At 43.9% G+C, this 26,046-nt stretch carries 23 protein-coding genes and 1 riboswitch; of the genes, 21 read left to right on the top strand and 2 right to left on the bottom strand.

All coding sequences use genetic code 11. The features are described 5' to 3' along the window. Positions 1 to 5: 5 nt before the first annotated feature. From atpF to PG840_RS04910, 8 genes are all read left to right on the top strand, one after another. Entirely contained in the window at positions 6 to 521 is a 516-nt protein-coding gene (gene atpF, locus PG840_RS04945) for a F0F1 ATP synthase subunit B (protein ID WP_055249038.1), read from the top strand. After that, complete coding sequence (gene atpH, locus PG840_RS04940) at positions 509 to 1,054, top strand: ATP synthase F1 subunit delta (RefSeq protein ID WP_008370066.1); 546 nt, start codon at positions 509 to 511, stop codon at positions 1,052 to 1,054. The genes atpF and atpH overlap by 13 nt, the downstream gene beginning before the upstream one ends. A 36-nt stretch (positions 1,055 to 1,090) precedes the next feature. After that, positions 1,091 to 2,602, top strand: a complete 1,512-nt coding sequence (atpA, locus tag PG840_RS04935) for a F0F1 ATP synthase subunit alpha (protein ID WP_008370069.1) — start codon at positions 1,091 to 1,093, stop codon at positions 2,600 to 2,602. 10 nt (positions 2,603 to 2,612) lie between these two features. Continuing rightward, on the top strand, positions 2,613 to 3,479 hold the full coding sequence (gene atpG, locus PG840_RS04930; RefSeq protein WP_022220234.1) for an ATP synthase F1 subunit gamma: 867 nt from the start codon (positions 2,613 to 2,615) through the stop codon (positions 3,477 to 3,479). A gap of 30 nt (positions 3,480 to 3,509) precedes the next feature. Next, on the top strand, positions 3,510 to 4,901 hold the full coding sequence (gene atpD, locus PG840_RS04925) for a F0F1 ATP synthase subunit beta (protein WP_008370073.1): 1,392 nt from the start codon (positions 3,510 to 3,512) through the stop codon (positions 4,899 to 4,901). A 12-nt stretch (positions 4,902 to 4,913) separates the two neighbouring features. Beyond that, positions 4,914 to 5,315: an ATP synthase F1 subunit epsilon gene (atpC, locus tag PG840_RS04920; protein ID WP_008370075.1), complete on the top strand. Its 402-nt coding sequence runs from the start codon at positions 4,914 to 4,916 to the stop codon at positions 5,313 to 5,315. 362 nt (positions 5,316 to 5,677) lie between these two features. Next, positions 5,678 to 7,630 carry a diguanylate cyclase gene (locus tag PG840_RS04915; protein ID WP_270613396.1) on the top strand — a complete coding sequence of 651 codons (1,953 nt, stop codon included), beginning with the start codon at positions 5,678 to 5,680 and terminating at the stop codon, positions 7,628 to 7,630. A 20-nt stretch (positions 7,631 to 7,650) separates the two neighbouring features. Further along, positions 7,651 to 9,852, top strand: a complete 2,202-nt coding sequence (locus PG840_RS04910; RefSeq protein ID WP_270613395.1) for a DNA topoisomerase III — start codon at positions 7,651 to 7,653, stop codon at positions 9,850 to 9,852. A 167-nt stretch (positions 9,853 to 10,019) separates the two neighbouring features. On the opposite strand, the gene PG840_RS04905 is transcribed toward PG840_RS04910, so the two are convergent. Together PG840_RS04905 and PG840_RS04900 are read right to left on the bottom strand one after the other, a co-directional pair. Next, positions 10,020 to 10,679, bottom strand: coding sequence for a DUF2185 domain-containing protein (locus PG840_RS04905; RefSeq protein ID WP_175305416.1), 660 nt, complete (start codon positions 10,677 to 10,679; stop codon positions 10,020 to 10,022). 18 nt (positions 10,680 to 10,697) lie between these two features. Then, complete coding sequence (locus tag PG840_RS04900) at positions 10,698 to 11,159, bottom strand: GNAT family N-acetyltransferase (RefSeq protein ID WP_195255787.1); 462 nt, start codon at positions 11,157 to 11,159, stop codon at positions 10,698 to 10,700. A 659-nt stretch (positions 11,160 to 11,818) separates the two neighbouring features. On the opposite strand from PG840_RS04900, the gene PG840_RS04895 reads away from it, so the two are divergent. From PG840_RS04895 to lysS, 13 genes are all read left to right on the top strand, one after another. Then, the gene (locus PG840_RS04895) at positions 11,819 to 12,214 is read left to right on the top strand and encodes a hypothetical protein (RefSeq protein ID WP_055249050.1); all 396 of its coding nucleotides are present in this window, start codon (positions 11,819 to 11,821) and stop codon (positions 12,212 to 12,214) included. Positions 12,215 to 12,280: 66 nt separating this feature from the next. Beyond that, positions 12,281 to 12,781, top strand: coding sequence for a shikimate kinase (locus PG840_RS04890; RefSeq protein ID WP_270613394.1), 501 nt, complete (start codon positions 12,281 to 12,283; stop codon positions 12,779 to 12,781). Positions 12,782 to 13,049: 268 nt separating this feature from the next. Then, positions 13,050 to 14,342, top strand: coding sequence for a UDP-N-acetylglucosamine 1-carboxyvinyltransferase (locus PG840_RS04885; RefSeq protein WP_008370094.1), 1,293 nt, complete (start codon positions 13,050 to 13,052; stop codon positions 14,340 to 14,342). A gap of 102 nt (positions 14,343 to 14,444) precedes the next feature. Beyond that, positions 14,445 to 14,544: riboswitch (SAM riboswitch) on the top strand. A gap of 139 nt (positions 14,545 to 14,683) precedes the next feature. Then, complete coding sequence (gene metK / locus PG840_RS04880) at positions 14,684 to 15,871, top strand: methionine adenosyltransferase (RefSeq protein ID WP_008370096.1); 1,188 nt, start codon at positions 14,684 to 14,686, stop codon at positions 15,869 to 15,871. A 169-nt stretch (positions 15,872 to 16,040) separates the two neighbouring features. Beyond that, positions 16,041 to 17,198 carry a sensor histidine kinase gene (locus PG840_RS04875; protein ID WP_055249057.1) on the top strand — a complete coding sequence of 386 codons (1,158 nt, stop codon included), beginning with the start codon at positions 16,041 to 16,043 and terminating at the stop codon, positions 17,196 to 17,198. Then, the gene (locus tag PG840_RS04870) at positions 17,191 to 17,880 is read left to right on the top strand and encodes a response regulator transcription factor (protein WP_008370100.1); all 690 of its coding nucleotides are present in this window, start codon (positions 17,191 to 17,193) and stop codon (positions 17,878 to 17,880) included. The genes PG840_RS04875 and PG840_RS04870 overlap by 8 nt, the downstream gene beginning before the upstream one ends. A 31-nt stretch (positions 17,881 to 17,911) precedes the next feature. After that, a complete protein-coding gene (locus PG840_RS04865; protein ID WP_270205566.1) occupies positions 17,912 to 18,703 on the top strand; it encodes a TrmH family RNA methyltransferase in 792 nt (263 codons plus the stop codon). A gap of 39 nt (positions 18,704 to 18,742) precedes the next feature. Next, a complete protein-coding gene (gene argF, locus PG840_RS16915; protein ID WP_270205565.1) occupies positions 18,743 to 20,791 on the top strand; it encodes an ornithine carbamoyltransferase in 2,049 nt (682 codons plus the stop codon). Positions 20,792 to 20,796: 5 nt separating this feature from the next. Further along, positions 20,797 to 21,777 carry a biotin--[acetyl-CoA-carboxylase] ligase gene (locus PG840_RS04855; protein ID WP_270613393.1) on the top strand — a complete coding sequence of 327 codons (981 nt, stop codon included), beginning with the start codon at positions 20,797 to 20,799 and terminating at the stop codon, positions 21,775 to 21,777. Positions 21,778 to 21,788: 11 nt separating this feature from the next. Next, a complete protein-coding gene (locus PG840_RS04850) occupies positions 21,789 to 22,127 on the top strand; it encodes a DUF6145 family protein (RefSeq protein ID WP_270613392.1) in 339 nt (112 codons plus the stop codon). After that, complete coding sequence (gene dusB, locus PG840_RS04845) at positions 22,124 to 23,092, top strand: tRNA dihydrouridine synthase DusB (protein ID WP_270205563.1); 969 nt, start codon at positions 22,124 to 22,126, stop codon at positions 23,090 to 23,092. Before PG840_RS04850 ends, dusB begins: the two co-directional genes overlap by 4 nt. Before the next feature lie 186 nt (positions 23,093 to 23,278). Then, positions 23,279 to 23,761, top strand: a complete 483-nt coding sequence (gene greA / locus PG840_RS04840) for a transcription elongation factor GreA (RefSeq protein ID WP_008370118.1) — start codon at positions 23,279 to 23,281, stop codon at positions 23,759 to 23,761. Positions 23,762 to 23,794: 33 nt separating this feature from the next. Then, complete coding sequence (gene lysS, locus PG840_RS04835) at positions 23,795 to 25,744, top strand: lysine--tRNA ligase (RefSeq protein WP_270613391.1); 1,950 nt, start codon at positions 23,795 to 23,797, stop codon at positions 25,742 to 25,744. Positions 25,745 to 26,046 lie beyond the last annotated feature (302 nt).

Genomic DNA, 26,046 nt, shown 5'->3' with positions numbered 1-26,046 from the left:
ACGCCTTGGAACGTTTGTTTAATCTGGATGCGCAGCTTCTTTTTGATGCCTGTGTCATGGCACTCAGTATGCTTGTCATGTTCACGTTTCTGTCATATCTGCTTTTCAAACCGGTAAGAAAACTTCTGGAGGACAGAAAGCAGAGAGTTGCTGATGAACAGGAGTCAGCAAAGAATGACCGGAAAGAGGCAGCCGTTTACAAAGAAGAATACGAACAGAAATTAAAAGAAATCGATAAAGAGGCGCAGGCTATTCTCAGTGAAGCACGGAAAAAAGCGATGAAGACCGAAAATGAAATTGTTGCAGAAGCAAAAGAAGAAGCAGCAAGGATCATCACACGTGCCAATAATGAGATCGAACTGGAACGGAAGCGTGCGCTTGATGATATGAAGCAGGAGATGATCGCCATTGCATCAGCAATGGCAGGTAAAGTAGTAGCAGCTTCGATCGATACCAGTGTACAGGATGAACTGATCGAAGAGACATTAAAAGAAATGGGAGAACAGACATGGCTAAGCTAGTATCAAAGGTATATGGTGACGCCCTGTTTGAAGCTGCCCGTGACTGCGGAAAAATGGATGAGATATTCGAGGAAGTACAGAGTATCGGAGTGATCCTCGAAGAAAATGCAGAGCTTCAGAAGATTCTCGGAAATCCGAGAGTTATGCGTGAAGACAAAGAGCAGATGATCGAGACGATTTTCCGCGGACGTGTTTCAAATGAGATTGTAGAGCTGATGAAGCTGATGATCGAAAAAGGGCGCTACAGCAAGATAGATTCTGTATTTGAATATTTTATCGGACTTGTAAAAGAAGAAAAGAAAATCGGGATTGCATATATCGCTACAGCAGTAGAACTGAGCGAGGCACAGAAAGAAGCAGTCATGCAGCGGCTTCTTCAGACGACAAAATATGAATCCTTTGAGATGAATTATCAGGTAGATGCTTCTCTGATCGGCGGAATGGTGATCCGTATCGGTGACAGAGTTGTGGATACAAGTATTAAGACAAAGCTGTATGAACTGTCAAAGAGCCTGAAGAAAATTCAGGTATAGCAGTTAGAATTAGTAGAAAGAAGGTGGATTCGCTCCATGAATTTAAGACCAGAAGAAATAAGTTCTGTGATCAAAGAACAGATTGAAAGATATTCCTCTGAGCTGAACGTATCGGATGTCGGAACGGTTATTCAGGTGGCAGATGGTATTGCGCGTGTCCACGGCCTTGAAAATGCAATGCAGGGTGAACTTTTGGAGTTCCCTTCAGAAGTATACGGAATGGTTCTGAACCTGGAAGAGGACAACGTAGGTGCTGTTCTTCTGGGAGATCATAAGAATATCAATGAAGGTGATACTGTAAAGACAACCGGACGAGTTGTAGAGGTTCCGGTAGGCGACTGTATGCTTGGCCGTGTAGTTAATGCACTTGGACAGCCAATCGATGGAAAAGGACCAATCCAGGCAACCAGGCATCGTCAGATCGAGCGTGTGGCACCGGGGGTTATTTCCCGTAAGTCAGTAGATACACCGCTTCAGACAGGTATTAAAGCGATCGACTCCATGGTTCCGATCGGTCGTGGACAGAGAGAGCTGATCATCGGTGACAGACAGACCGGTAAGACAGCGATCGCGATTGATACGATCATCAACCAGAAAGGGCAGGGCGTAAAGTGTATTTATGTAGCAATCGGTCAGAAAGCTTCGACCGTAGCTTCTCTTGTTAAGACTCTGGAGACCTTTGGGGCAATGGATTATACAACTGTAGTTGTGTCAACAGCCAGTGAGCTTGCACCACTGCAGTACATCGCACCGTATTCAGGATGTGCGATGGGAGAAGAATGGATGGAGAACGGAGATGATGTACTGATCGTTTATGATGACCTGTCCAAACATGCAACTGCATACCGTACCCTTTCCTTACTTCTGAAACGTCCACCTGGACGTGAGGCTTATCCGGGAGATGTATTCTATCTGCATTCAAGACTTCTTGAAAGAGCAGCCCGTCTTTCAGATGAACTTGGCGGAGGTTCACTTACTGCACTTCCGATTATCGAGACACAGGCAGGTGACGTATCAGCATACATTCCTACCAACGTTATTTCCATCACAGACGGACAGATTTATCTGGAAACAGAGATGTTCAACTCTGGTTTCAGACCGGCCGTTAATGCCGGACTTTCTGTATCCCGTGTAGGTGGATCGGCACAGATCAAGGCGATGAAGAAGATCGCTGGTACAATCCGTATTGATCTTGCACAGTACCGTGAGCTGGCATCCTTTGCACAGTTCGGATCGGAACTGGATGCAGAGACTTCCGAACGTCTGGCACAGGGAGTCCGGATCAAAGAGATCCTGAAACAGCCGCAGTACCAGCCGATGCCGGTAGAATACCAGATTATTATCATTTATGCAGCAGTTAAGAAGCTTCTTCTTGATATTGCGGTAGAAGATATTCTGGCTTTTGAAAGCGGACTTTTTGATTATATTAAGACAAAATATCCGGAAATTCCAGAATCTATCAAGAATGACAAAGTGCTGAAAGAAGAAGTAGAAGAAGCTCTCAGAAAAGCAATCGGAGAATATAAAGAACAATTTCAGGCAAGGTAGGTGATACAAAGTGGCATCTATGAGAGATATCAAGCGTCGCCGTACCAGTGTACAGAGCACGCAGCAGATTACAAAAGCCATGAAACTTGTCTCTACCGTAAAGCTGCAGAAAGCAAGAACCCGGGCAGAAGAATCAAAGCCGTATTTTGACTGTATGTATGCAACAATGACCTCTCTGCTTGCAAAGGCAGGGAATATCAATCATCCATATCTGAAAGCAGATGATTCGAAGAAGAAAGCAGTCATTGTTGTAACATCCAATCGTGGACTGGCAGGTGGATATAACTCCAATGTAGTGAAGATGGTGACTGAAAACGAAGCTTTTACGAAGGAGAATATCCGGATCTATGCAATTGGAGGAAAAGGACTGGAACTTCTGAAACATAAAGGCTATGATATTGTCGCTGATTATTCAGAGATGATCGAAGAACCGTCCTATGATGATGCGAAGAGTATTACAAAAAGACTTCTGACAGATTTTGAAAATGGTGAGATTGGTGAGATCTATCTGATCTACACATTTTTCAAAAATACGGTAAGTCACATTCCGACGATGATCAAAGTCCTTCCGGCAGAGGTGCAGGAAGAAGCGGGAGAAGAGGATGCAAAGGCGCAGCTTACACCGATGAACTTTGAACCGGAAGCGGAAGAGGCAATCAGCCTTCTTGTTCCGAAATATATCAGCAGCATTCTGTATGGCGCATTTGTGGAAGCAGTTGCCAGTGAGAACGGTGCACGTATGCAGGCGATGGATTCGGCAACCAGCAATGCGGAAGAGATGATAGATGATTTGGAATTGAAATATAACAGAGCACGTCAGGGTGCGATCACACAGGAACTTACCGAGATCATTGCCGGAGCAGAGGCGATCGGATAAATACAGGTTTCTGTATGTAAGGAGGAGAAAATGGCAGATAAAAATATAGGGAAAATTACCCAGGTTATCGGTGCCGTTCTTGACCTTAAGTTTTCGGAAGGATACTTGCCGGAGATCAACGATGCGGTTGAGATTACGCGCAAGGATGGAGGAAAACTTGTGGTAGAAGTTGCACAGCATCTGGGTGATGATATCGTAAGATGTATCGCCATGGGACCGACAGACGGACTGGTGCGAGGCATGGACGCCGTAGCAACCGGGGGACCGATTTCAGTTCCGGTTGGCGAAGCAACACTCGGACGTATCTTCAACGTACTGGGTGAGCCGATTGATGAAAAAGAGGCTCCGAAGGATGTTGAATACGCACCGATTCACAGAAAAGCTCCAAGCTTTGAAGAGCAGGCAACACAGACAGAGATGCTGGAGACAGGTATCAAGGTTGTTGACCTTCTGTGCCCATATCAGAAAGGTGGAAAAATCGGTCTGTTCGGTGGAGCCGGTGTAGGAAAGACCGTTCTTATCCAGGAACTGATTACCAATATTGCAACGGAGCATGGCGGCTATTCTGTATTCACTGGTGTAGGAGAACGTACCCGTGAAGGAAATGACCTTTACTATGAGATGACAGAATCCGGAGTTATCAAAAAGACAGCGATGGTATTCGGTCAGATGAATGAACCACCTGGAGCACGTATGAGAGTCGGACTTACAGGACTGACTCTTGCAGAATATTTCCGTGATAAAGGTGGAAAGGATGTACTTCTTTTCATTGATAACATTTTCCGTTTTACACAGGCAGGTTCCGAAGTATCAGCGCTTCTTGGACGTATGCCTTCAGCGGTAGGTTATCAGCCGACACTGCAGACAGAAATGGGTGCGCTGCAGGAGCGTATCACATCCACGAAGAACGGATCCATCACATCCGTGCAGGCAGTATATGTGCCAGCCGATGACCTTACTGACCCGGCTCCGGCAACAACATTTGCCCATCTGGATGCAACGACCGTACTTTCCCGTGCGATCACAGAGCTTGGTATTTACCCGGCTGTAGATCCACTGGAATCTACTTCACGTATTCTGGATCCACACATTGTCGGAGAAGAACACTATAAAGTAGCCCGTGGAGTACAGGAAATTCTTCAGAAATACAAAGAACTGCAGGATATCATTGCAATTCTTGGTATGGATGAACTTTCCGAAGAAGATAAGCTGGTCGTATCCAGAGCAAGAAAGATCCAGAGATTCCTTTCCCAGCCATTCCACGTTGCGACACAGTTTACAGGTCTGGAAGGACGTTATGTTCCAATTGGCGAGACAATTCAAGGATTTAAAGAGATCCTCGAAGGAAAGCATGATGATATTCCGGAGGGATATTTCCTGAATGCAGGTAATATCGATGACGTGCTTGCCCGTGTGAAATAGGAGGGACGTCCTATGGCAGATAAATTTAAACTTAACATTATTTCGCCGGAAAAGAAGTTTCTGGAGGGTGATTGCGAATTCCTTGAGTTTGTAAGTACTGAAGGAGAACTTGGTATCTATGCAAAGCATATTCCGCTGACGACGATTCTTGAACCATGCGTGATGCGAATCCACAATGACGGGGAGATTAAGAAAGCGGCAATTCTCGGAGGATTTGTAGAAATCCTGCAGGAGAGGGTAACGGTGCTTGCAGAAGATGCACAGTGGCCGGATGAAATTGATGTGGCACGTGCCGAAGCGGCGAAGAAGCGCGCTGAGGACAGAATTGCTGCGAAGCAGGAAGGCACAGATATGCGCCGCGCAGAGGCGGCACTGAAAAGAGCAGTTGCCCGAATTGGAGCAGCTCAGTCATAAAGCATTAAAAACCGAGAATCCTTTGTTGGATTTTCGGTTTTTTTAATGAAGGAAAACTGGACAATAAGGAGGAATTTGCCTATAATAATTTTATTATATGATGATACCAGGGTCAAAAGGTCAGAAAGCCGATGCAAGCTTGCTTGCAAGAGGATTTTTGACCTCTTGATCCGCCAAAAACCTGAGTAAGTAGCCATTTTTCAAAGGAAAATGAGCGGATTACGAATGTTTTTGAGGATTGCGAGAGTGCCAAAGCACGTAGCAATCTGGTATCAAAGGAGTCAAAATACTTTTTGACCCCAACATCATTATATAGCGTAAAAAGAGTATGAATGGCAGGATAAAATTGAGAGGATAAAGGGATGAACAAACAGGACCAAATGACAATGCAGGAAGCGGAAAGAAAGATGGAATCTTTGAGGGAAGTGTTTCAGGTTGTCAGACTGGTAGACGGGAAAATGCTGATGGATCGGGAAAAACGGATAAATGCAGGAGATTTATCTGAAACGTGTCAGTGTTACACTTTCTGGAAAAAAGACAAGGAATGCAAGAACTGCAGCTCTCTTCTGGCACTGAAAGAACAGACGCAGAAGATAAAATTTGAATTTCTGGATTTGCAGGTATTTCAGGTAATCTCGCGTTATGTTGAGATTGATGGCAGACCTTATGTTATGGAAATGATTCAGAATCTTGATGAGAGTATTCAGATTGATCAGGAAGGGTATGAGAAGCTGATCAGTAAACTGTCAGGATATAATGAAAAGTTATATACGGATGTACTGACCGGGATATATAATCGGCGTTTTTTTGAAGAAGAGATCAAAAAGATGGAGGATGAAGCCGGAATTGCAGTGATCGATCTGGATGATTTTAAGCTCCATAACGATACTTATGGACACAGTGCGGGAGATGCGGCACTTATAACGACTGCGAACATTATCAAAAAATATATCCGGAAGACGGATATTCTGATCCGGTATGGCGGAGATGAATTTTTACTGATCCTACCTTCGATTAAGAAGCATATTTTTGAGGATAAGCTGAAACTGATCCAGGAAAAAATCCACGATGCGGTTGTGCCGAATTATGAGAAAATGCAGCTTTCGGTCAGCATCGGCGGAGCTATATTCCGCGAAGGCAATATTGAAGATGCTGTTGCCAGTGCTGACAGACAGATGTATATAGCTAAAAATTATAAAAATATGGTTGTCACAGAATGGGATGAAAATGGAAAGAAAAAGGAAGAAAATTCTGCATCAGAAAAACTGAAACAACAGATCCTTATTGTGGATGATTCGGAAATAAACCGCGAGATTCTGAAAGAGATCCTGAAAGAGGACTACCGGATCCTGGAGGCGGCTAACGGAGAAGAATGTCTGGAACAACTGGAACGGTATGGAACAGGGATTTCACTGGTGCTGCTCGATATTGTGATGCCGGAAATAGATGGATTTGAAGTCCTTGCTGCGATGAACCAGAATCATTGGATTGAAGATATTCCGGTAATCATGATTTCCAGTGAAGATTCAGATAGCTATATCAGACGGGCATATGAGATGGGCGTTTCAGATTACATCAGCCGCCCGTTTGATGCGAAAATCGTATATCAACGCGTCCTGAACATGATCAAGCTATATGCAAAACAGAGAAGACTGATCCGTCTGGTGACCAGGCAGATTTACGAAAAAGAGAGAAATAACCGAATGCTGATCGGTATCCTGAGTCAGATTGTTGAGTTCAGAAACGGAGAAAGCGGTCGGCATGTGATCCATATCAATCTGATCACACAGCTTTTACTGGAACAACTGGTGAAAAAGACAGGAAAATATCAGCTCTCATGGGAAGATAGATTTTTGATTGCAACAGCATCGGCTTTGCATGATATCGGAAAGATTGGAATTGACGAGAGAATTCTGAACAAACCGGGAAAGCTTACCAAAGAGGAATTTGAGATTATGAAGGCACATACCTTGATCGGTGCACAAATGCTGGATAATCTGGATATGTACCGGAATGAAAAGCTGCTCAAGCTTGCATATGAGATTTGCCGCTGGCATCATGAAAGATATGATGGAAAGGGATATCCGGACGGACTTGTCGGAGAAGAAATTCCGATTTCGGCACAAGTAGTATCGCTGGCGGATGTGTACGATGCCCTGGTGAGTGAACGTGTTTACAAGAAGGCATTTTCGCATGAAAAAGCACTGGAAATGATCAGGAATGGTGAATGCGGTACATTTAACCCACTGTTACTCCAGTGTATGACCGAAGCGCAGGATAAATTAAAGACAATGATGGAAGTGGCAGAAGAATAAAAAGGAGTAGAAAAGACAGAATGAAGGCACTTGTAATTGCAGAAAAACCTTCTGTTGCGCGTGATATTGCGCGCGTACTTAAATGTGGGAAAAAGATAAATGGAGCAATTGAAGGAGAGCGTTATATTGTAACCTGGGGACTTGGTCATCTGGTTACGCTGGCAGATCCGGAAGATTACGATAAAAAATATAAAGAGTGGAAAATGGATGTGCTTCCGATGAAGCCGGTTCCATTTAAGCTTGAAGTAATAAAGCAGACCGGAAAACAGTTCGCAGCAGTGAAAACACAGATTCACCGCAAGGATGTGAATGAGATTATCATTGCTACGGATGCAGGACGAGAAGGAGAGTTAGTAGCAAGGCTGATTCTGGAAAAAGCAGGAAGCAAAAAGCTGATCAAGAGGTTGTGGATCTCATCTGTAACGGATAAGGCAATCAGAGAAGGTTTTGCAAAGTTGAAGAACGGGCATGAGTATGATTCGCTTTACGATGCTGCAATATGTCGTGCCGAGGCAGACTGGCTGGTTGGAATCAATGCAACAAGGGCACTGACCTGTAAATATAATGCGCAGCTTTCCTGTGGACGTGTGCAGACACCAACGCTTGCAATGATTGCAAAGAGAGAAGAAAAGATCCGTAGTTTTGTTCCGGAAGGTTATTATGGAATGATCGCAAAAGGACAAAATATTATGCTGACATGGCAGGATCAGAAGTCAAAGAGTTATCGCTCATTCGATAAAGAGAAAATGACCGGACTGATGAAAAAGCTGGATGGACAGAAAGCGGTAGTGGAAGAGATTAAAAAAACACCGAAAAAAACGTATGCACCGCCTTTATATGATCTGACAGAGCTGCAGAGAGAAGCCAATCAGCGGTTTGGATATTCGGCGAAAGAGACGCTGAATATCATGCAGAGACTGTATGAGAATCATAAGGTGCTGACCTATCCAAGAACGGATTCCAGATATCTGAGCAAAGACATTGTTCCGACGATCAAGGACCGTCTGGAGGCGTGTGGTACAGGACCGTACCGTAAGCTTGCAATGACAGCGCAGAAAAAGGATCTGAGCGGAAAGCTCGCTTTTGTAAATGATGCGAAGGTATCGGATCATCATGCGATCATCCCAACGGAGCAGTTTGTGGATCTGAGTCATATGACAAATGAAGAGCGGAAGATTTATGATCTGGTTGTGCGGCGTTTTCTTGCTGTGCTTTATCCGCCATTTGAGTATGAGCAGACACAGGTTACGGTGAAGGTTGGCGGTGAAACTTTTCTTGCGTCTGGAAAGATTGTGAAAGCGCAGGGATGGCGGGCTGCTTATGAAGAGGAAGTCTATTCGGCTGAGGATGAAGAAGAGGAAGAAGCATATGAGTCTGGAAAGAGTTTGAAAGGACAGACACTGCCGGAACTGGAAAAAGGACAGGAGATTAAAGGACTTGTGTTGTCATTGACAGAAGGTAAAACGAAGCCGCCGGCACATTTTAATGAAGCAACACTTCTGTCAGCAATGGAGAACCCGACGGCTTATATGGAAAGCCATGACAAAGCGATGGCGAAAACGCTTGGCGAGACAGGAGGATTGGGAACGGTTGCGACAAGAGCGGATATTATTGAAAAACTTTTTAAAAGCTTTTTGCTGGAAAAGCGTGGAAAAGATATCTATCTTACATCGAAAGCGAAGCAGCTTCTGGAACTTGTGCCGGAAGAGTTAAAACAGCCGGAACTTACAGCAGACTGGGAAATGCGTTTGTCGCAGATTGCGAAGGGAAAGCTTTCGCGGAAGGATTTTATGAAGGATATTGATAAATATACGGATCAGGTGGTTTCTGAGATTAAGGCGGGAGCTGGAACGTTCCGGCATGATAATCTGACAAATAGTAAATGTCCGCGATGTGGTAAGAGAATGCTTGCAGTGAAAGGAAAGAACAGTGAGATGCTGGTTTGTCAGGACAGAGAGTGCGGATACCGCGAAACAGTATCACGGACAACGAATGCGAGATGTCCTGTGTGTCACAAGAAGATGCAGCTGAAAGGAAGAGGGGATGGACAGATTTTTGTGTGTGTCTGCGGACATAAGGAGAAGCTGACATCGTTCCAGGAGAGACGGAAGAAAGAAGGTGCGGGAGTCAGCAAGAAGGATGTGCAGAAATATTTAAGACAGCAGAAGGATGAGCCGGTGAATAATCCATTTGCGGATGCGCTGGCTAAGATTAAGTTGTAGGTGGCGAATGGGATGGCGTGTGGAAGGTTTGGTTTTCTGGTACGTCTCATTGACTTGATGGCTGTAGTACAAAACGGAACCGGAAAGTCAAACCTTCCACACGCCTGTGCATTGGCAGACGGGGATGTTGTGGCGAAGTGGGAAAAACAGAGTTTATTTTTACTTATTTATTGCTTTTGGATGAACATAGGCTTAAATTCATGATATTTTTCAAAATGGGACTCATCTACACGTATGAAAGCAGATCCGATTTTGGCATGAAGATAAGGGATAATATCGCTGTCGTAATTGCAGATGGTGTTGAGTGCAAAGACATGATGATTATCCGGATTGTCCATATATTCGTCATCTTCATTACCAGCCATGAATCTCCAGCCACTGTCCGGATTCCCTTCTGTTGGCTCTTCGCGGAGCATGTAGCCGACTTTGTAGCCTTCTTTTGTGATCTTATCGGAAACGATACAACCTTCCCCATTCGGCTCGTCCCATTCGATCAGATTTTCAATCGGAATTTCGATAAATCCCTGCTCTTTTTCTGCCATTTTTTTCCAGTATTCTTTTAAAATATGAAGCAATGCTTTTGCATTTTCTGTTTCTGTGGCAGAATTGTATTCCTTCATCTCACTGAAGGTTCCGGATTCACTGACGATTCCAAGAAGCCATTTTCCAAAGAAAGATTTCTTGAATTTAAAGATCATACATTTGATCCCATCCTCATCCTCAAAAGAAGCTGTATACTCAATCTTCGCCGGTTTCCGCCCCAGCTCAGCCGGATCAGCCAACCAGTTTTCAAGTTCCTCCATAGCATTCACAATTTCATTATTCATAACTTTGCACCTCACTACTTATAATAATTCCATGTTGATTGATTTTTCTGTAAAGCCATATTTTTTGTACATTTCATATGCAGCAACATTTTTAGCGTTTACCTGTAATTCAATGCCATCAAAATGTTTCTCTTTTTTTAAGTTCTTTAGCATTTCAAAAAAATGATGTCCGATACCCATACCTCTGTAATTTTCATCAACCGCCATTGTATCGATATAAATTACATCACGGGTAAGCATCGAAGGAAATTCAATATGCCGGTATGTAAGCTCCAGAATTCCAATAATCCTGTGCTCTGATTCGGCAACATAAAAAGCTTCTTTATCCAAAGCATCCTGAAAAGCATCCAAAGAGAAAAAATCCTTACTTTCTTTGTAAATATCAGGCCGCCAGTTCACATGCAAAGCCTGAACCTGATTCAGGATATGTACTACACTGTCAAAATCACTGGTTTCCGCAGGTCTGATAATTATATCCATATATATCCTCCTTCGTAAAGCATGAAAAAATATATACCTATAATTCAGTATACCATAAACCCAATTATTTCAATATAGAATATGTTCTTTTATAATTTAAAAGATTTGCTACTCATAGCAAATTATATGGTAATCAAAAAACTAGTAAAGTAATTTCCACACAACAAATATCATCTCTTCATAAAAATATTTTAATAAATAACCTTTTCATCAACAAATTTCAACTGCACATTTGCCAAGCCACAGGACAAACGTCCGCCTGGCGCCCGTCCTGAACAACACTCAACTTCGCGAGTAGAGTTCCGGGGCGCCCCTCCCGTCTTGAAGCGCACAGATTTTCGGGCAATCCTGTTTCCAGGGCATATGCAGGAACGTTACAGGGAGTTAGGAGAAGAAAGCGGCAAGAGGTGGACACCAGCCGTGCTTCTCGCACGACTGGTGAGGACAGCCTGAGCCGCGAAATCATCAGATTTCGGGGCGAATCTGTCCGGTGCCGCCACTTGCCGCTTCCTTCCCCGTTACCTCCCTGTTACATTCCGAATCCGCCCCGGAAACAGGATTGCCCGAAAATCGTCCCCCTTCCACACCCACTCCCAGGAACCCCACTCCCCCATACCGCATACACTAAAGCATAGAAAAAAGAAATGGAAGTGCCAGACATGGACCTGAGATTGCCTTATTATATGATGTATCCGATTCCATACGCATTTGACGAAGACAAAATCCAGAAGCGCGACCGGGAATACCTGCAAAGTATGTATCCGGCAACAGCAAAAAAGATTTTTCCATATATACAGGAAGAATGCGACCGCCAGGAATATGAAGGAAGCATGATCTATGATGAGTACCCGGATAAGCTCCAACTGTGCCTGATGTGTCGCAGGGCGTATGAACAGGTCATGAAACAGGAAAAATGGGAAAAAGAGACCTATACTCCGGAACAGATCCGGGAGATCGTAGAAATCCTGATGTACCAGGAATTGATGGAAAGAAGAGGAAAAGGCAGGCGGCAACAGGAAAAAACAGTTGCTTCATGCACAGGACTTGTGCTATAATATCGTCCGATATAAAAATGACAGCATCTGAAACACAGTTTCGGTAAGGAGTGGGCCAGGGTACATATGAAGAATATTATATTTATCGGAATGCCGGCAGTTGGAAAAAGTACCGTCGGAGTGGTAGTCGCAAAGCGGCTTGGATACGAGTTTATTGATACAGATCTGTTGATTCAGAGGCAGGAGAACAGACTTTTGCGGGAGATTATCGCAGAAGAAGGTCTGGATGGATTCTTAAGTATTGAGAATCAGGTCAATCGTGATGTGGAAGCGGAACATGCGGTGATTTCCCCGGGAGGAAGCGTAGTTTACTGTGAAGAAGCAATGAAGCATTACAAAGAGATCGGAACCATTGTTTATCTGCATGCGTCATTTGAGGTTATCAATTCCAGACTGAAGAATGCAAAGAAAAGGGGAGTTGCACTTCGGGACGGGCAGACGCTGAAGGATCTATATGACGAAAGAGTAGTATTATTTGAAAAATATGCAGATATTACTGTTTCAGAGGATGGACTGGAGCTGGAAGAAACCATTGAAAATGTAATGGAAATTTTGGAAAATCAATAAATTTTTTAAAGAAATTATTACAAAAGTTTTACGAAAATGAAGAAAGCAAGATAAATAATTTTGCAATGAATATAGAAATATGCTATACTGATATGTGATATAGAGGATTATTACAAAAAGCTTCATACAAATCCTGAGAGATCTGGAAAGAATAAAAAGTATGAGGTTTTTTATTCATGAAATAATAAAGAGTATGAATAGAGTGTTTGACAGAAGTATAGAACAGGATATATTTCAGAGGGAAAGAAATCGTTAATTGAGGTGCGAAATGGAACAGTATATTATTAAGGGTGGCAATCCGCTGGTCGGCGAAGTTGAGATCGGTGGAGCAAAGAATGCAGCACTGGCAATTCTGGCAGCTGCGATTATGACAGATGAGACAGTTACTATCGATAATCTTCCGGATGTCAACGATATCAACGTTCTGCTGGAAGCAATCAGTGGAATTGGTGCCGAGGTTGACCGTATTGACCGGCACACAGTCAGAATCAACGGAAGCAACATTGAAAATTTTGATATAGAATATGATTACATCAAGAAGATCCGTGCATCTTATTACTTGCTCGGAGCACTTCTTGGCAAGTATAAAAGAGCAGAAGTCGCTCTTCCGGGAGGATGCAATATCGGAAGCCGTCCGATCGACCAGCATCTGAAAGGGTTTCGTGCGCTTGGTGCTTATGTGGATATCGAGCATGGCAAGATTATCGCAGAAGCAGAGCGTCTGATCGGAAAGCACATTTATTTTGATGTGGTAAGCGTAGGAGCTACGATCAACGTTATGATGGCAGCATCGATGGCAGAAGGACTTACGATCCTTGAGAATGTGGCAAAAGAGCCTCATGTTGTCGATGTGGCAAACTTCCTGAACAGTATGGGAGCGAACATTCGTGGAGCAGGTACGGACGTGATCAAGATTCGCGGTGTATCCCGCCTTCATAAGACAGATTATTCTATCATTCCGGATCAGATCGAAGCCGGCACATTTATGTTTGCGGCAGCAGCAACCAGAGGTGATGTGACTGTTATGAATGTCATTCCGAAGCATCTGGAAGCTACGATTGCAAAGCTTGTTGAGATCGGATGTGAAGTAGAAGAATTTGATGATGCAGTGCGTGTTGTGTCCAAAGGAGATCTTCATAATACACAGGTGAAGACTCTTCCATATCCGGGATTCCCGACAGATATGCAGCCGCAGATCGGTGTTACACTTGCTCTTTGTAAAGGGACAAGCACGATTACAGAAAGTATTTTTGAGAATCGTTTCAAATATCTTTCAGAACTTGCAAGAATGGGTGCAAATGTCAAGGTTGAAGGCAATGCAGCGACTATCGAAGGCGTAGATAAATTCTCGGGAGCAAGGGTCAGTGCACCGGATCTTCGTGCAGGAGCAGCACTTGTGATTGCAGGAATGGCCGCAGATGGCATTACGATCGTAGATGACATCGTATATATCCAGAGGGGATACGAACGTTTTGAAGAGAAGCTCAGAAGTCTCGGCGCAGTGATCGAGAGAGTTTCTACAGAACGTGAGATCCAGAAATTCAAGTTAAAAGTAGGTTAAGACAGGAATTCCTGTTTTGATAGAACATATTTCCCAAAATGTATATTGACGGAAGCTATGGACAGTGTTATGATGTGTAGCGGTAACAATTAAATACGCTTTCTCTTATTCAGAGTGGTGGAGGTACAAAGGACCTGCGAAGCCACGGCAACCCCGGTAAGCCGGAAGGTGCCAACCTGAGCGAGCAATCGAACAATAAGAGGATTGATGATGAGATATCAGGTCAGTCCTTTGGGGCTGACCTTTAAATTTGCATAGACAGAAGAGAAATTCTGTTTGTCGATTTTCATTATTCCAGAGATAAGAGAGGCAGATACAAAGAAGAAAAGAAAGGAAAAAAGATGGAGAGATTATTATTTACTTCTGAATCAGTAACTGAAGGACATCCGGATAAGATGTGTGACCAGATTTCCGATGCGATCCTGGATGCACTTATGGAGCAGGATCCAATGAGCCGTGTAGCTTGCGAGACATGCGCGACTACAGGAATTGTTATGGTAATGGGAGAAATTACTACAAATGCATATGTAGATATTCAAAAAATCGTTCGTGATACTGTTCGTGAAATTGGTTATACAAGAGGAAAGTACGGATTTGATGCTGACACATGTGGCGTTCTGACAGCAATTGACGAACAGTCAAGCGATATTGCCATGGGTGTTGATAAAGCTCTTGAAGCAAAGGAACACAAGATGTCAGATGAAGAATTGGAAGCAATCGGTGCAGGAGACCAGGGAATGATGTTCGGATATGCATCTGATGAGACAGAAGAATATATGCCTTATCCGATCGCTCTTGCACACAAACTTGCAAGACGTCTTACAGAAGTAAGAAAGAACGGAACACTTCCATATCTTCGTCCGGATGGAAAAACACAGGTAACAGTAGAATATGATGAAAATGGAGTTCCGGCCCGCCTTGATGCAGTAGTACTTTCTACACAGCATGATCCGGATGTTTCACAGGAACAGATCCATGAAGACGTGAAAAAATACATTTTTGATGAAATCCTTCCGGCAGATATGGTAGATGAGAATACAAAATTCTTCATCAATCCGACCGGACGTTTTGTGATCGGTGGACCACATGGGGACAGCGGCCTTACCGGACGTAAGATCATCGTAGATACTTATGGGGGAATGGCGCGTCACGGCGGTGGAGCTTTCTCAGGAAAAGACTGTACAAAGGTAGACCGTTCAGCAGCTTATGCAGCACGTTATGTTGCTAAGAATATCGTAGCAGCAGGAATTGCCAAAAAATGCGAGATCCAGCTTTCTTATGCAATCGGTGTTGCACAGCCGACATCTGTCATGGTAGATACTTTCGGAACAGGAAAGATTGCAGATGATAAGCTTGTGGAAATCGTTCGAGAGAACTTTGACCTTCGTCCGGCTGGAATTATCAAGATGCTTGATCTGAGACGTCCGATCTACAAACAGACAGCAGCTTACGGACACTTTGGACGTAACGACCTGGATCTTCCATGGGAGAAGTTGGATAAAGTGGATACTTTGAAGAAATATCTTTAATAACAGGTTCTGAATTTGATCGTTTTAGAAAAAATTTAGAAAATTTTACGGGTGCTTTGATGTGAAGCACCCGTTTTTATGATATGCTATTAGTTATCAGGCAGACTTGCGTGAGCGCCATACGGACCTCATAACCGGGCGTGCACGATGAATGGAGGATGAATATAGCATGAAACTAAGGACGAAACTGGTGATTTCTTTTGTGACGATGATCATGATACCGACTATCCTGACAACGGCATTTATATTTGGAATTGCGCGTTATCAGATCGGAGTCATCGAGCATACTTATGGAATTACCGGTGAGGAATATAAAGATTTTGCAAAATCCATCAGAGTGCTGGGAGATATGCCGGAGATCCAGCAGTTTATTATAAGCGCATGTATCGCAGTAGTCCTGATTCTGGCATTTACAGCGATGATCATGATGGTGTGGATTTATGGAAGTATCATCAGTCCGATTCACAAGTTGCAGGAAGCAGCGCAGAACGTAGAAGAAGGCAATCTGAATTTTGAGATCAAGCCGGAAAAAGATGATGAGATGGGACGGCTGATGCAGGCATTTGAAAAGATGCGGATCCGTCTGAGAGATAATGCAGAGGAGAAGCTGAAGAGTGACCGGGAAAGCAAAGAACTGATCAGCAATATTTCCCATGACTTAAAGACGCCGATCACAGCGATCAAGGGCTATGTGGAAGGAATCCGTGACGGGGTTGCAGATACGCCGGAGAAGATGGAAAAATATATCGGAACCATTTATAATAAGGCGAATGAGATGGATACGCTGATCAACGAACTGACCTTATATGCGAAGATCGATACAAACCGGATCCCGTACAACTTTGCACCGCTTTCAGTCAACGATTATTTCAATGACTGTGCCGAAGATATTGAGATGGAGCTGGATTCAAAGAATGTAGAGTTTGGTTATTTCAATTATGTAGAGGGTGATCAGAAGATCATTGCAGATCCGGAACAGTTAAAGAGAGTGATCAACAATATTGTCAGCAATTCTTTGAAATACATGGAACGAGAGCACGGGCTGATCAATCTGCGGGTAAAGGACGTAGGTGATTTTATTCAGGTAGAGCTTGAGGATAACGGAAAAGGAATCGCAGCGAAAGATCTGCCGAATATATTTGACCGGTTCTACCGGACGGATGCTTCAAGGAATTCATCCAAGGGCGGAAGCGGAATCGGTCTTTCGATTGTGAAGAAGATCATTGAAGATCACGGTGGCAAAATCTGGGCGACCAGCCGGGAAGGTGTTGGCACAGTGATGTATTTTGTAATCAGAAAATATCAGGAGGTACCGATAAATGAGTAAGATTTTAATTGTAGAAGACGAAGAGAGTATTGCAGATCTGGAGAAAGATTATCTGGAGCTGAGTGGATTTGAAGTAGAGGTTGCAAATGATGGACAGACAGGGCTTGATAAGGCGCTTTTCGGTGATTTTGATCTGGTGATCCTGGATCTGATGCTTCCGGGCGTGGATGGCTTTGAGATTTGTCGTAAGGTTCGTGCGGAAAAGAATACACCGATCATCATGGTATCTGCGAAAAAAGATGATATTGACAAGATCAGAGGACTCGGACTTGGGGCTGATGACTATATGACCAAGCCGTTTAGTCCAAGCGAGCTGGTGGCAAGGGTAAAAGCACATCTGGCACGTTATGAGCGGCTGATCGGAAGTGCCGTGGAAGAGAATAAGGTGATCGAGATCCGTGGACTTAAGATTGATACCACTGCACGCCGAGTGTGGGTAAACGGAGTGGAGAAGAATTTTACAACAAAAGAGTTTGATCTTCTGACCTTCCTTGCCAGTCATCCGAACCATGTATATACCAAGGATGAACTTTTCAGCGAGATCTGGGATATGGAATCCATCGGAGATATCGCAACGGTAACTGTGCACATCAAGAAAATCCGTGAGAAAATTGAATATGATACCTCAAACCCACAGTATATTGAGACAATCTGGGGTGTGGGATATCGTTTCAAGATGTAATGAAAAAGAATAAAAGGAAAGAGATTACAGTATGATAACCAGTACAGGAAATGCCAGGGTAAAACAGCTTGTTACATGGCAGAAAAAGAGAAAGGCACGTGATGAAGAAGGCGTCTATATCGTAGAAGGGATCCGGATGTACCGGGAAGCTCCGCGTGCGCAGGTGAGAGAGGTTTATGTATCGGAGCAGTTTTACAGCCGATATGGAGAAGAGCTGGGACTTTCGGCATGGGGAAGACAGCTGGAAATCCTGTCAGATCATGTATTTTCCCACGTGTCAGATACAAAGACACCACAGGGGATCCTGCTTGTGATGGAGCAGAGGAGCTGTGAGATATGTGAGATGCTGGATCTGGACGCGCAGGGAAGGAAACCGCTTCTGATGGTGCTGGATAATCTGCAGGATCCGGGAAACCTGGGAACCATTCTCCGTGCAGGGGAAGCGGCAGGCGTAACCGGCGTGATCATGAGTCACGACTGTGTGGATATTTACAATCCCAAGGTGATCCGTTCAACGATGGGATCGGTTTACCGAATGCCGTTTGTGTATGTAGAGCATTTGCCAGAAACCCTGGAAGTACTTGCAGAAGCCGGGATTCATTCCTATGCGGCACATCTGAAAGGAAAGAACAGCTACGATCAGGAGGATTACACAAGAGGGACAGCATTTTTAATTGGAAATGAGGGTAACGGACTTCGGGATGAAGTGGCAGATGCAGCAGAGTGTTATATCAAGATTCCGATGTGTGGAGAGGTAGAATCACTGAATGCGGCGGTTGCATCTTCGATTCTGATGTTCGAGGCGGCAAGACAGCGACGGTAGTGATGAGGGGAAGTCAAGCGCAAAGGAGAGTGTGATTTGATGAAACCGATAATCGATTTAAATAAAGAATATGGATTGGTATTCGATGGAGGAGGAGCCAGAGGTGCGTATCAGATCGGTGCGTGGCGGGCTCTTTCGGAAGCTGGTGTGAAGATCAGTGCAGTAGCGGGTACTTCTGTGGGCGCCCTGAATGGCGCCCTTGTTTGTATGGGAGATCTGGAGAAAGCAGGACATATCTGGAAAGAGATGGCATTTTCCCGTGTTATGGATGTGGATGATGAGTTGATGGAACAGTTCTTTGATGGAGAGGCATCCATAAGAGAGATTTTGAAAGGTCTCTGGAAGAAGCTTGCAGATGGTGGAATTGATATTACACCGCTTAAGGAATTGATCCATGAGGTTGTAGACGAAGAAAAGATCAGGAAATGCGGAAAAGAATTCTGCCTTTTGACATTTTCTGTATCGGATATGAAGGAACTTGATCTGAGTATTGAAGATATACCGGAAGGTCTTCTGGAGGATTTTCTTCTTGCCAGCGCATATCTGCTTGGATTTAAAAATGAACCGCTGCACGGCAAGACATATATTGATGGTGGTGCGGTCAATAATGTGCCGACCGCGTCTCTCCTAAAAAGGGGATATAAGGATCTGATCCAGGTAAGGATCTTTGGTCCGGGAAGAGTGCCGAAGACGACGATTCCGGAAGACGGCTCTCTGTTGGAGATCGAACCGAGAGTAGGACTTGGCAGTATTCTTGAATTTTCGGCAAAGCGGAGCAGACAGAATTTGAAAATTGGCTATTATGATGCAAAAAGAGCGCTTTACGGGCTCACTGGATCGATTTACTATATTGAAGAAACACGAGAAGAGTGTTATTATGTAGAAATAATGAAGCTTTTGAGCGAACTTGAAAAGACGGAATATCGTTTCAAACTCAAGTTGCCGATCGGCTGTTCAGACAGAGAGTTGTTCTATGGAATGCTGGAGGCAAGTGCGAAGCTCATGAGAATTCCAAAATATAATATTTATACAGCAGATGAACTGTGGAATGAGACGAGCAGAAAGTACGAGACTCGTACAGATGAGGAAAAAGAAAAACTGCCGAAATTCGTCCATGCGATTGCAAAGCTGAGAAAGGACTACAAGATGAATTTAAAAGGAAGAAGTTTTTTGAAACTGGAAGATTATACACCGGCAGAGATTGAATATCTCGTTGACCTGGCAGGTGAATTAAAGGCAAAGAAGAAAGCAGGAATTAAAGGACACAGCCTGGAAGGAAAGAACATTGCCCTTATTTTTGAAAAGCCATCTACAAGAACCAGATGTGCATTTACCGTAGGAGCACAGGATGAAGGTGGAATCCCGACATACCTTGCAGGTAATGAGATCCAGTTAGGCGATAAAGAGAGTATCGAAGATACAGCACGTGTACTTGGAAGAATGTTCGATGGAATCGAATTCCGTGGATTTGAACAGAGATACGCAGATGTACTTGCAGAGTACAGTGGAGTTCCGGTATGGAATGGTCTGACAGATACTACACATCCGACACAATGTCTGGCTATGCTCCTTACCATGAAAGAAGAATTCGGACACCTGAAAGGTCTGAAGGTTGCATACCTTGGAGATGGACGCAACAACGTTGCGAACAGCCTTCTGGTAGGATGCGCCAAAATCGGAGTAGATGTAACAATCGTTGCACCGAAGCCACTCTGGACTTCGGAATCTCTGTGGAAGAGATGTGACGAATATGCAAAAGAATCCGGAGCAACTATCGAGATCACCGATGACCTTGATGGTGTAAAGGGAGCAGATGTCATTTACACAGACGTATGGATTTCCATGGGTGAAGAAAAGAAAGAGCAGGAAAGAGAGCGTCTCGGAAAGCCATATCAGGTAAATGCAGCTCTGATGGAACGTACAGGAAAAGATACTACAATCTTCTCACACTGCCTGCCGGCGATCAAAGAAAAAGAAGTTACCGAAGAAGTATTTGAAGGACCACAGTCAAGAGTATTTGATGAAGCTGAGAATCGTCTGCATACAATCAAGGCAGTTATGGTTGCAACTTTAGGAGAGAACGAATAATAAGCATGAAAGCGGAGATATTAAAGATGCTCCGGCAGAGCGATGGGTATCTGTCGGGGCAGCAGCTCTGTGACCACTTTCAGGTGTCCAGGACTGCTGTGTGGAAAGCAATCAACCAGTTAAAAGAAGAAGGCTATGAGATTGAAGCCGTGAGAAACAAAGGTTATCGCATTGTGGATATTCCGGATCGGATTACCGCAGATGCGATAAAAAGCTGTCTGGAGACAAAATGGATGGCGAAAAATCTGGAGTATTATGACGAGATCGATTCGACTAATAACCGGGCTAAAGCACTTGGCGAGGCCGGAGGTGCAGATGGAACTCTTTTTGTTGCGGAGACGCAGACGGCGGGAAAAGGAAGACGCGGCAGATGCTGGCAATCACCGGCGGGCAGCAGTATTTCCATGTCGATTCTGTTAAGACCTGTGATGAATCCGTCAGATGCACCGATGCTGACACTTGTCATGGCATATGCGGCAACGAAAGCTTTGCGTGAAAAGACCGAGTTGGATATAGGAATCAAATGGCCGAATGATCTGGTCGTGAGTGGAAAGAAGATCAGTGGGATATTGACGGAGATGAGCGCAGAGATCGATTACATCAATCATGTAGTGATCGGAATCGGAATCAATGTCAATATGGAGTCCTTTCCGGAAGATATCGCAAAGACAGCGACTTCACTGCGGATCGAAGCGGGCAAAGAATTTCGCAGGTTTGAGCTGATCGCTACGATCATGGAGCATTTTGAAAAAGCCTACGAAGCGGTCTGCGAGGCGGGGAGTCTGGAGCCGATCATGGAAGATTATAACCGTCTGCTGGTAAACTGTGGGCGTCGGGTGCGTGTACTGGAACCGGAACATGAATATGATGCACTGGCACTGGGGATTGACAAGACCGGGGAATTGCAGGTAGAATGTGAAGACGGCAGCAGAAAGTCTGTCTTTGCCGGAGAAGTTTCGGTACGTGGAATTTATGGGTATGTATAGAAGGAGAATTTATGTATCAGGATAAGATCGTATTATGCGGAGCCAACTCTTACGAAGAAAAATTTTATATGAATCCGGATTTTGATAATCTGCCACAGCACATCAAAGATGAATTGAAGATCATGTGTGTGCTGTATGTACATGATGTCGGGGGAATCCTTACACTTGTATTTGAGGAGAATGGGGAGCTGGAATTTGAAGTGACTTCTGCAGAGGGAGATCCGATGTTTGACGAGATCGGAAGCCGTGTGAAGATCAAGGAGATTCAGACAGACGAGAAGAAGCAGGAGCTTCTGACACAGCTTCAGCTTTATTACAAAGTATTTTTTTTGGGGGAAGAGATTGAATGATAAAGACACTGACGATAGGAAATGTAGAGCTTCCGAACCGTTATGTGCTGGCACCGATGGCAGGGGTAACAGACCTGCCATTTCGTCTGTTATGCAAGGAACAGGGAGCAGGGCTTCTGTGCATGGAAATGATCAGTGCAAAGGCGCTCCGGTATAAGAATAAGAATACCAAGGCGTTACTTGCGATCGATCCAAGAGAATACCCGGTATCACTTCAGCTTTTTGGGGAAGATCCGGACATCATTTCCGAGCAGGCAAAGCGGATCGAAGAACTTCCATTTCAGATCCTGGATATCAATATGGGCTGTCCGGTTCCAAAGGTCGTGCGCAATGGAGAAGGTTCGGCGTTGATGAAGGATCCGAAGCGAATCTATGATATTGTATATAAGACAGCGAGAGCGATCAAGAAACCGGTGACGATAAAGATCCGCAAAGGATTTGACGATACCTGTATCAATGCACCGGAGATTGCGAAGGTTGCAGAAGAAGCAGGTGCAGCGGCAATCGCAGTACATGGAAGGACCAGAGAACAGTATTACTCCGGAAATGCAGACTGGGAGATTATCCGTAAGGTGAAAGAAGCAGTGAAGATTCCTGTAATCGGAAATGGGGATGTGACAAGCGGACAGAAGGCACTGGATATGTTTGAGCAGACCGGCTGTGATGGTGTGATGATCGGAAGAGGCTGCCAGGGAAATCCATGGATCTTCAGGGAATTACTGACATATGAAGAGACCGGATCCATTCCGGAAAGACCGGGCACAGACCAGATCCGGGAAACAATGCTGCGTCATGCAAGACTGCAGATCGAGTTCAAGGGAGATTATATCGGAATCCGTGAAATGCGCAAGCATGTGGCATGGTATACCAAGGGAATGCAGGGTTCTGCGAAGCTCAGAGATGAGATCAATCAGGTGGAAAGTTATGAAGAACTGGAGAACCTTTTAATGGAAAAAATCGGATAGACATAAAACGTGTTCTTTCGCATGAGAGAATGCGTTTTTGCATATATTAAACCAGCAAAGAATTGTTGACACAGCCGCTGGAAATATGTATAATAATGAAATTGTGAAAGTAGCTTTAAATGCGGATAAAATCAGTATCTGCGGCTTGAATAGAAAATGATTTGTCGGTAAGTAAGGAGAATTATAATGGAAGCAAAGAAAACATTACTCACCTATACAGGACTTAAGAAACTGGAAGATGAGCTTGAAAATTTAAAAGTTGTGAAAAGAAAAGAAGTAGCAGGAAAGATCAAAGAAGCCAGAGAACAGGGAGACCTTTCAGAGAACGCTGAGTACGATGCAGCAAAGGACGAGCAGCGTGATATCGAGGCACGTATCGAAGAACTTGAGAAAATCCTCAAGAATGCAGAAGTTGTAGTAGAAGATGACGTGGATCTTGATACCATCAACATCGGATGTACAGTAGATGTATATGATAAAGAATTTGAAGAGGAAATCGTATTTCAGCTGGTAGGTTCTACAGAAGCAAACAGCCTGGAAGGTAAGATTTCCAATGAATCTCCGGTAGGAAAAGCCCTGATCGGTAAGAAAGTCGGAGACGTAGTAGCAGTTGAGACACAGGCAGGAGTTATTGAGTACGAAGTACTGAAGATCAATCGTTCAGTATAAGATGGTATACAGCAGAGAGAAGGAGTGAAAAAAGTGGCAACACAGCAGAACAATGGACAAGAACAGGATTTGAATCATTTAAGAAAGGTGCGCCGTGAGAAGCTTGCAGAACTGCAGGCAAACGGACAGAATCCTTTTGAGATCACAAAATATGACGTAACACATCACAGCCAGGAAGTGAAAGACAACTTTAATGAACTGGAAGGAAAACACGTTGTACTCGCAGGACGTATGATGTCCAAACGTGTGATGGGAAAAGCATCTTTCTGTAATGTGCAGGATTTACAGGGAAATATCCAGTCTTATGTAGCAAGAGACAGTATCGGAGAAGAAGAATATAAAGCATTCAAGAAGATGGATATCGGTGATATCGTAGGTCTTGAAGGAGAAGTATTCAAAACAAAGACAGGGGAGATTTCCATTCATGCATCTGCTGTAAAGCTTCTCTCAAAGAGTCTGCAGATCCTTCCGGAGAAGTTCCACGGACTGACAAATACAGATACCCGTTATCGTCAGAGATATGTGGATCTGATCATGAACCCGGAAGTAAAGGATACTTTTATTAAACGTTCCAAGATCCTTACCGCAATCCGTAAATATCTTGGAAATGAAGGCTTTATGGAAGTAGAGACTCCGATGCTTGTACAGAATGCCGGAGGAGCAGCTGCAAGACCGTTCGAGACACATTTCAACGCTCTGAACGAAGACCTGAAGCTCCGTATCTCTCTGGAACTTTATCTGAAGAGACTGATCGTTGGTGGTCTGGAAAGAGTATATGAGATTGGACGTGTATTCCGTAACGAAGGTCTTGATACAAGACATAACCCGGAATTCACTCTGATGGAACTTTACCAGGCATACACAGACTATCATGGCATGATGGATCTGACAGAGAACCTGTACCGTTTTGTTGCACAGGAAGTTCTTGGAACTACTCAGATTGTATATAAAGGAATCGAGATGGATCTCGGAAAGCCGTTCGAGCGTATCACAATGGTTGATGCTGTTAAGAAATATGCAGGTGTTGACTGGAACGAAGTAGAAACTCTTGAACAGGCAAGAGAACTTGCGAAAGCACACAATCTTGAATTTGAAGAAAGACATAAAAAAGGTGATATTCTGAATCTGTTCTTCGAAGAATATGTAGAAGAACACCTTCTTCAGCCGACATTCGTTATGGATCATCCGGTTGAGATTTCACCACTTACAAAGAAGAAACCGGAAAATCCGGACTATGTAGAACGTTTCGAGTTCTTCATGAACGGATGGGAAATGGCAAATGCATACTCAGAGCTGAATGACCCGATCGATCAGAGAGAACGTTTCAAAGCACAGGAAGAACTGCTTGCACAGGGTGATGATGAAGCCAACACAACAGATGAAGACTTCATGAACGCACTGGAAATTGGTATGCCGCCTACAGGTGGTATCGGATTCGGTATCGACCGTATGTGTATGCTGTTGACAGGGGCTGAGGCGATCAGAGATGTGCTGCTGTTCCCAACAATGAAGTCCTTAGATGGTGTAAATAAGAAAAATGATGTAAATAATACAGCTTCTGAAGCACCTGAAAAAAATGTAAAAACTGAGTCTGAAAAGATTGATTTTTCTAAGGTAAAGGTAGAGCCTTTATTTGAGGAAATGGTAGACTTTGATACATTCAGCAAGTCAGATTTCCGTGCAGTAAAGGTTAAAGAGTGTGTTGCAGTACCGAAGTCAAAGAAACTCCTTCAGTTTACTCTTGATGACGGAACAGGCACAGATCGCACGATTTTAAGCGGTATTCACGCTTATTACGAGCCGGAAGAACTGGTTGGTAAGACACTGATCGCCATCACAAACCTTCCACCGAGAAAGATGATGGGCATTGAATCTTGTGGTATGTTACTTTCAGCAGTAAATAATCTGAAAGACTCAGAAGATGAAGAACTGCATCTGATTATGGTTGATAACCACATTCCAGCAGGTGCAAAGCTCTATTAAGATGAGAAAACTGAGCCTTGCGGCGGTGTGCGCTTGCGAACACCGACATAAGGCGAAAAACACACGGAGACGCCAGTCGACGTGATGTATGGATGTACCGTTTTACCGAATAGACGGGACGTACTTCATTTGATAAAAAACTAAAAAAACAGCGATTTACATCAAACTTACATCATTTGATGCAGAAATCGGTGCAAGCAAGAAAAAATCGCATAATTAGTGCAATGAGTGGGCAATTCCAATCGGAGTTGCCCATTTTTAAAACAAACAGAAATATAAATTTATAAAGGAGAATATTGATG

It is taken from the genome of Coprococcus sp. AM97-35, from assembly GCF_027697525.1.
Lineage (GTDB): Bacteria > Bacillota > Clostridia > Lachnospirales > Lachnospiraceae > Allocoprococcus > Allocoprococcus comes.
The sequence above is the reverse complement of the archived record's forward strand: the minus strand, read 5'-3'. Positions and strand labels throughout refer to the sequence as shown.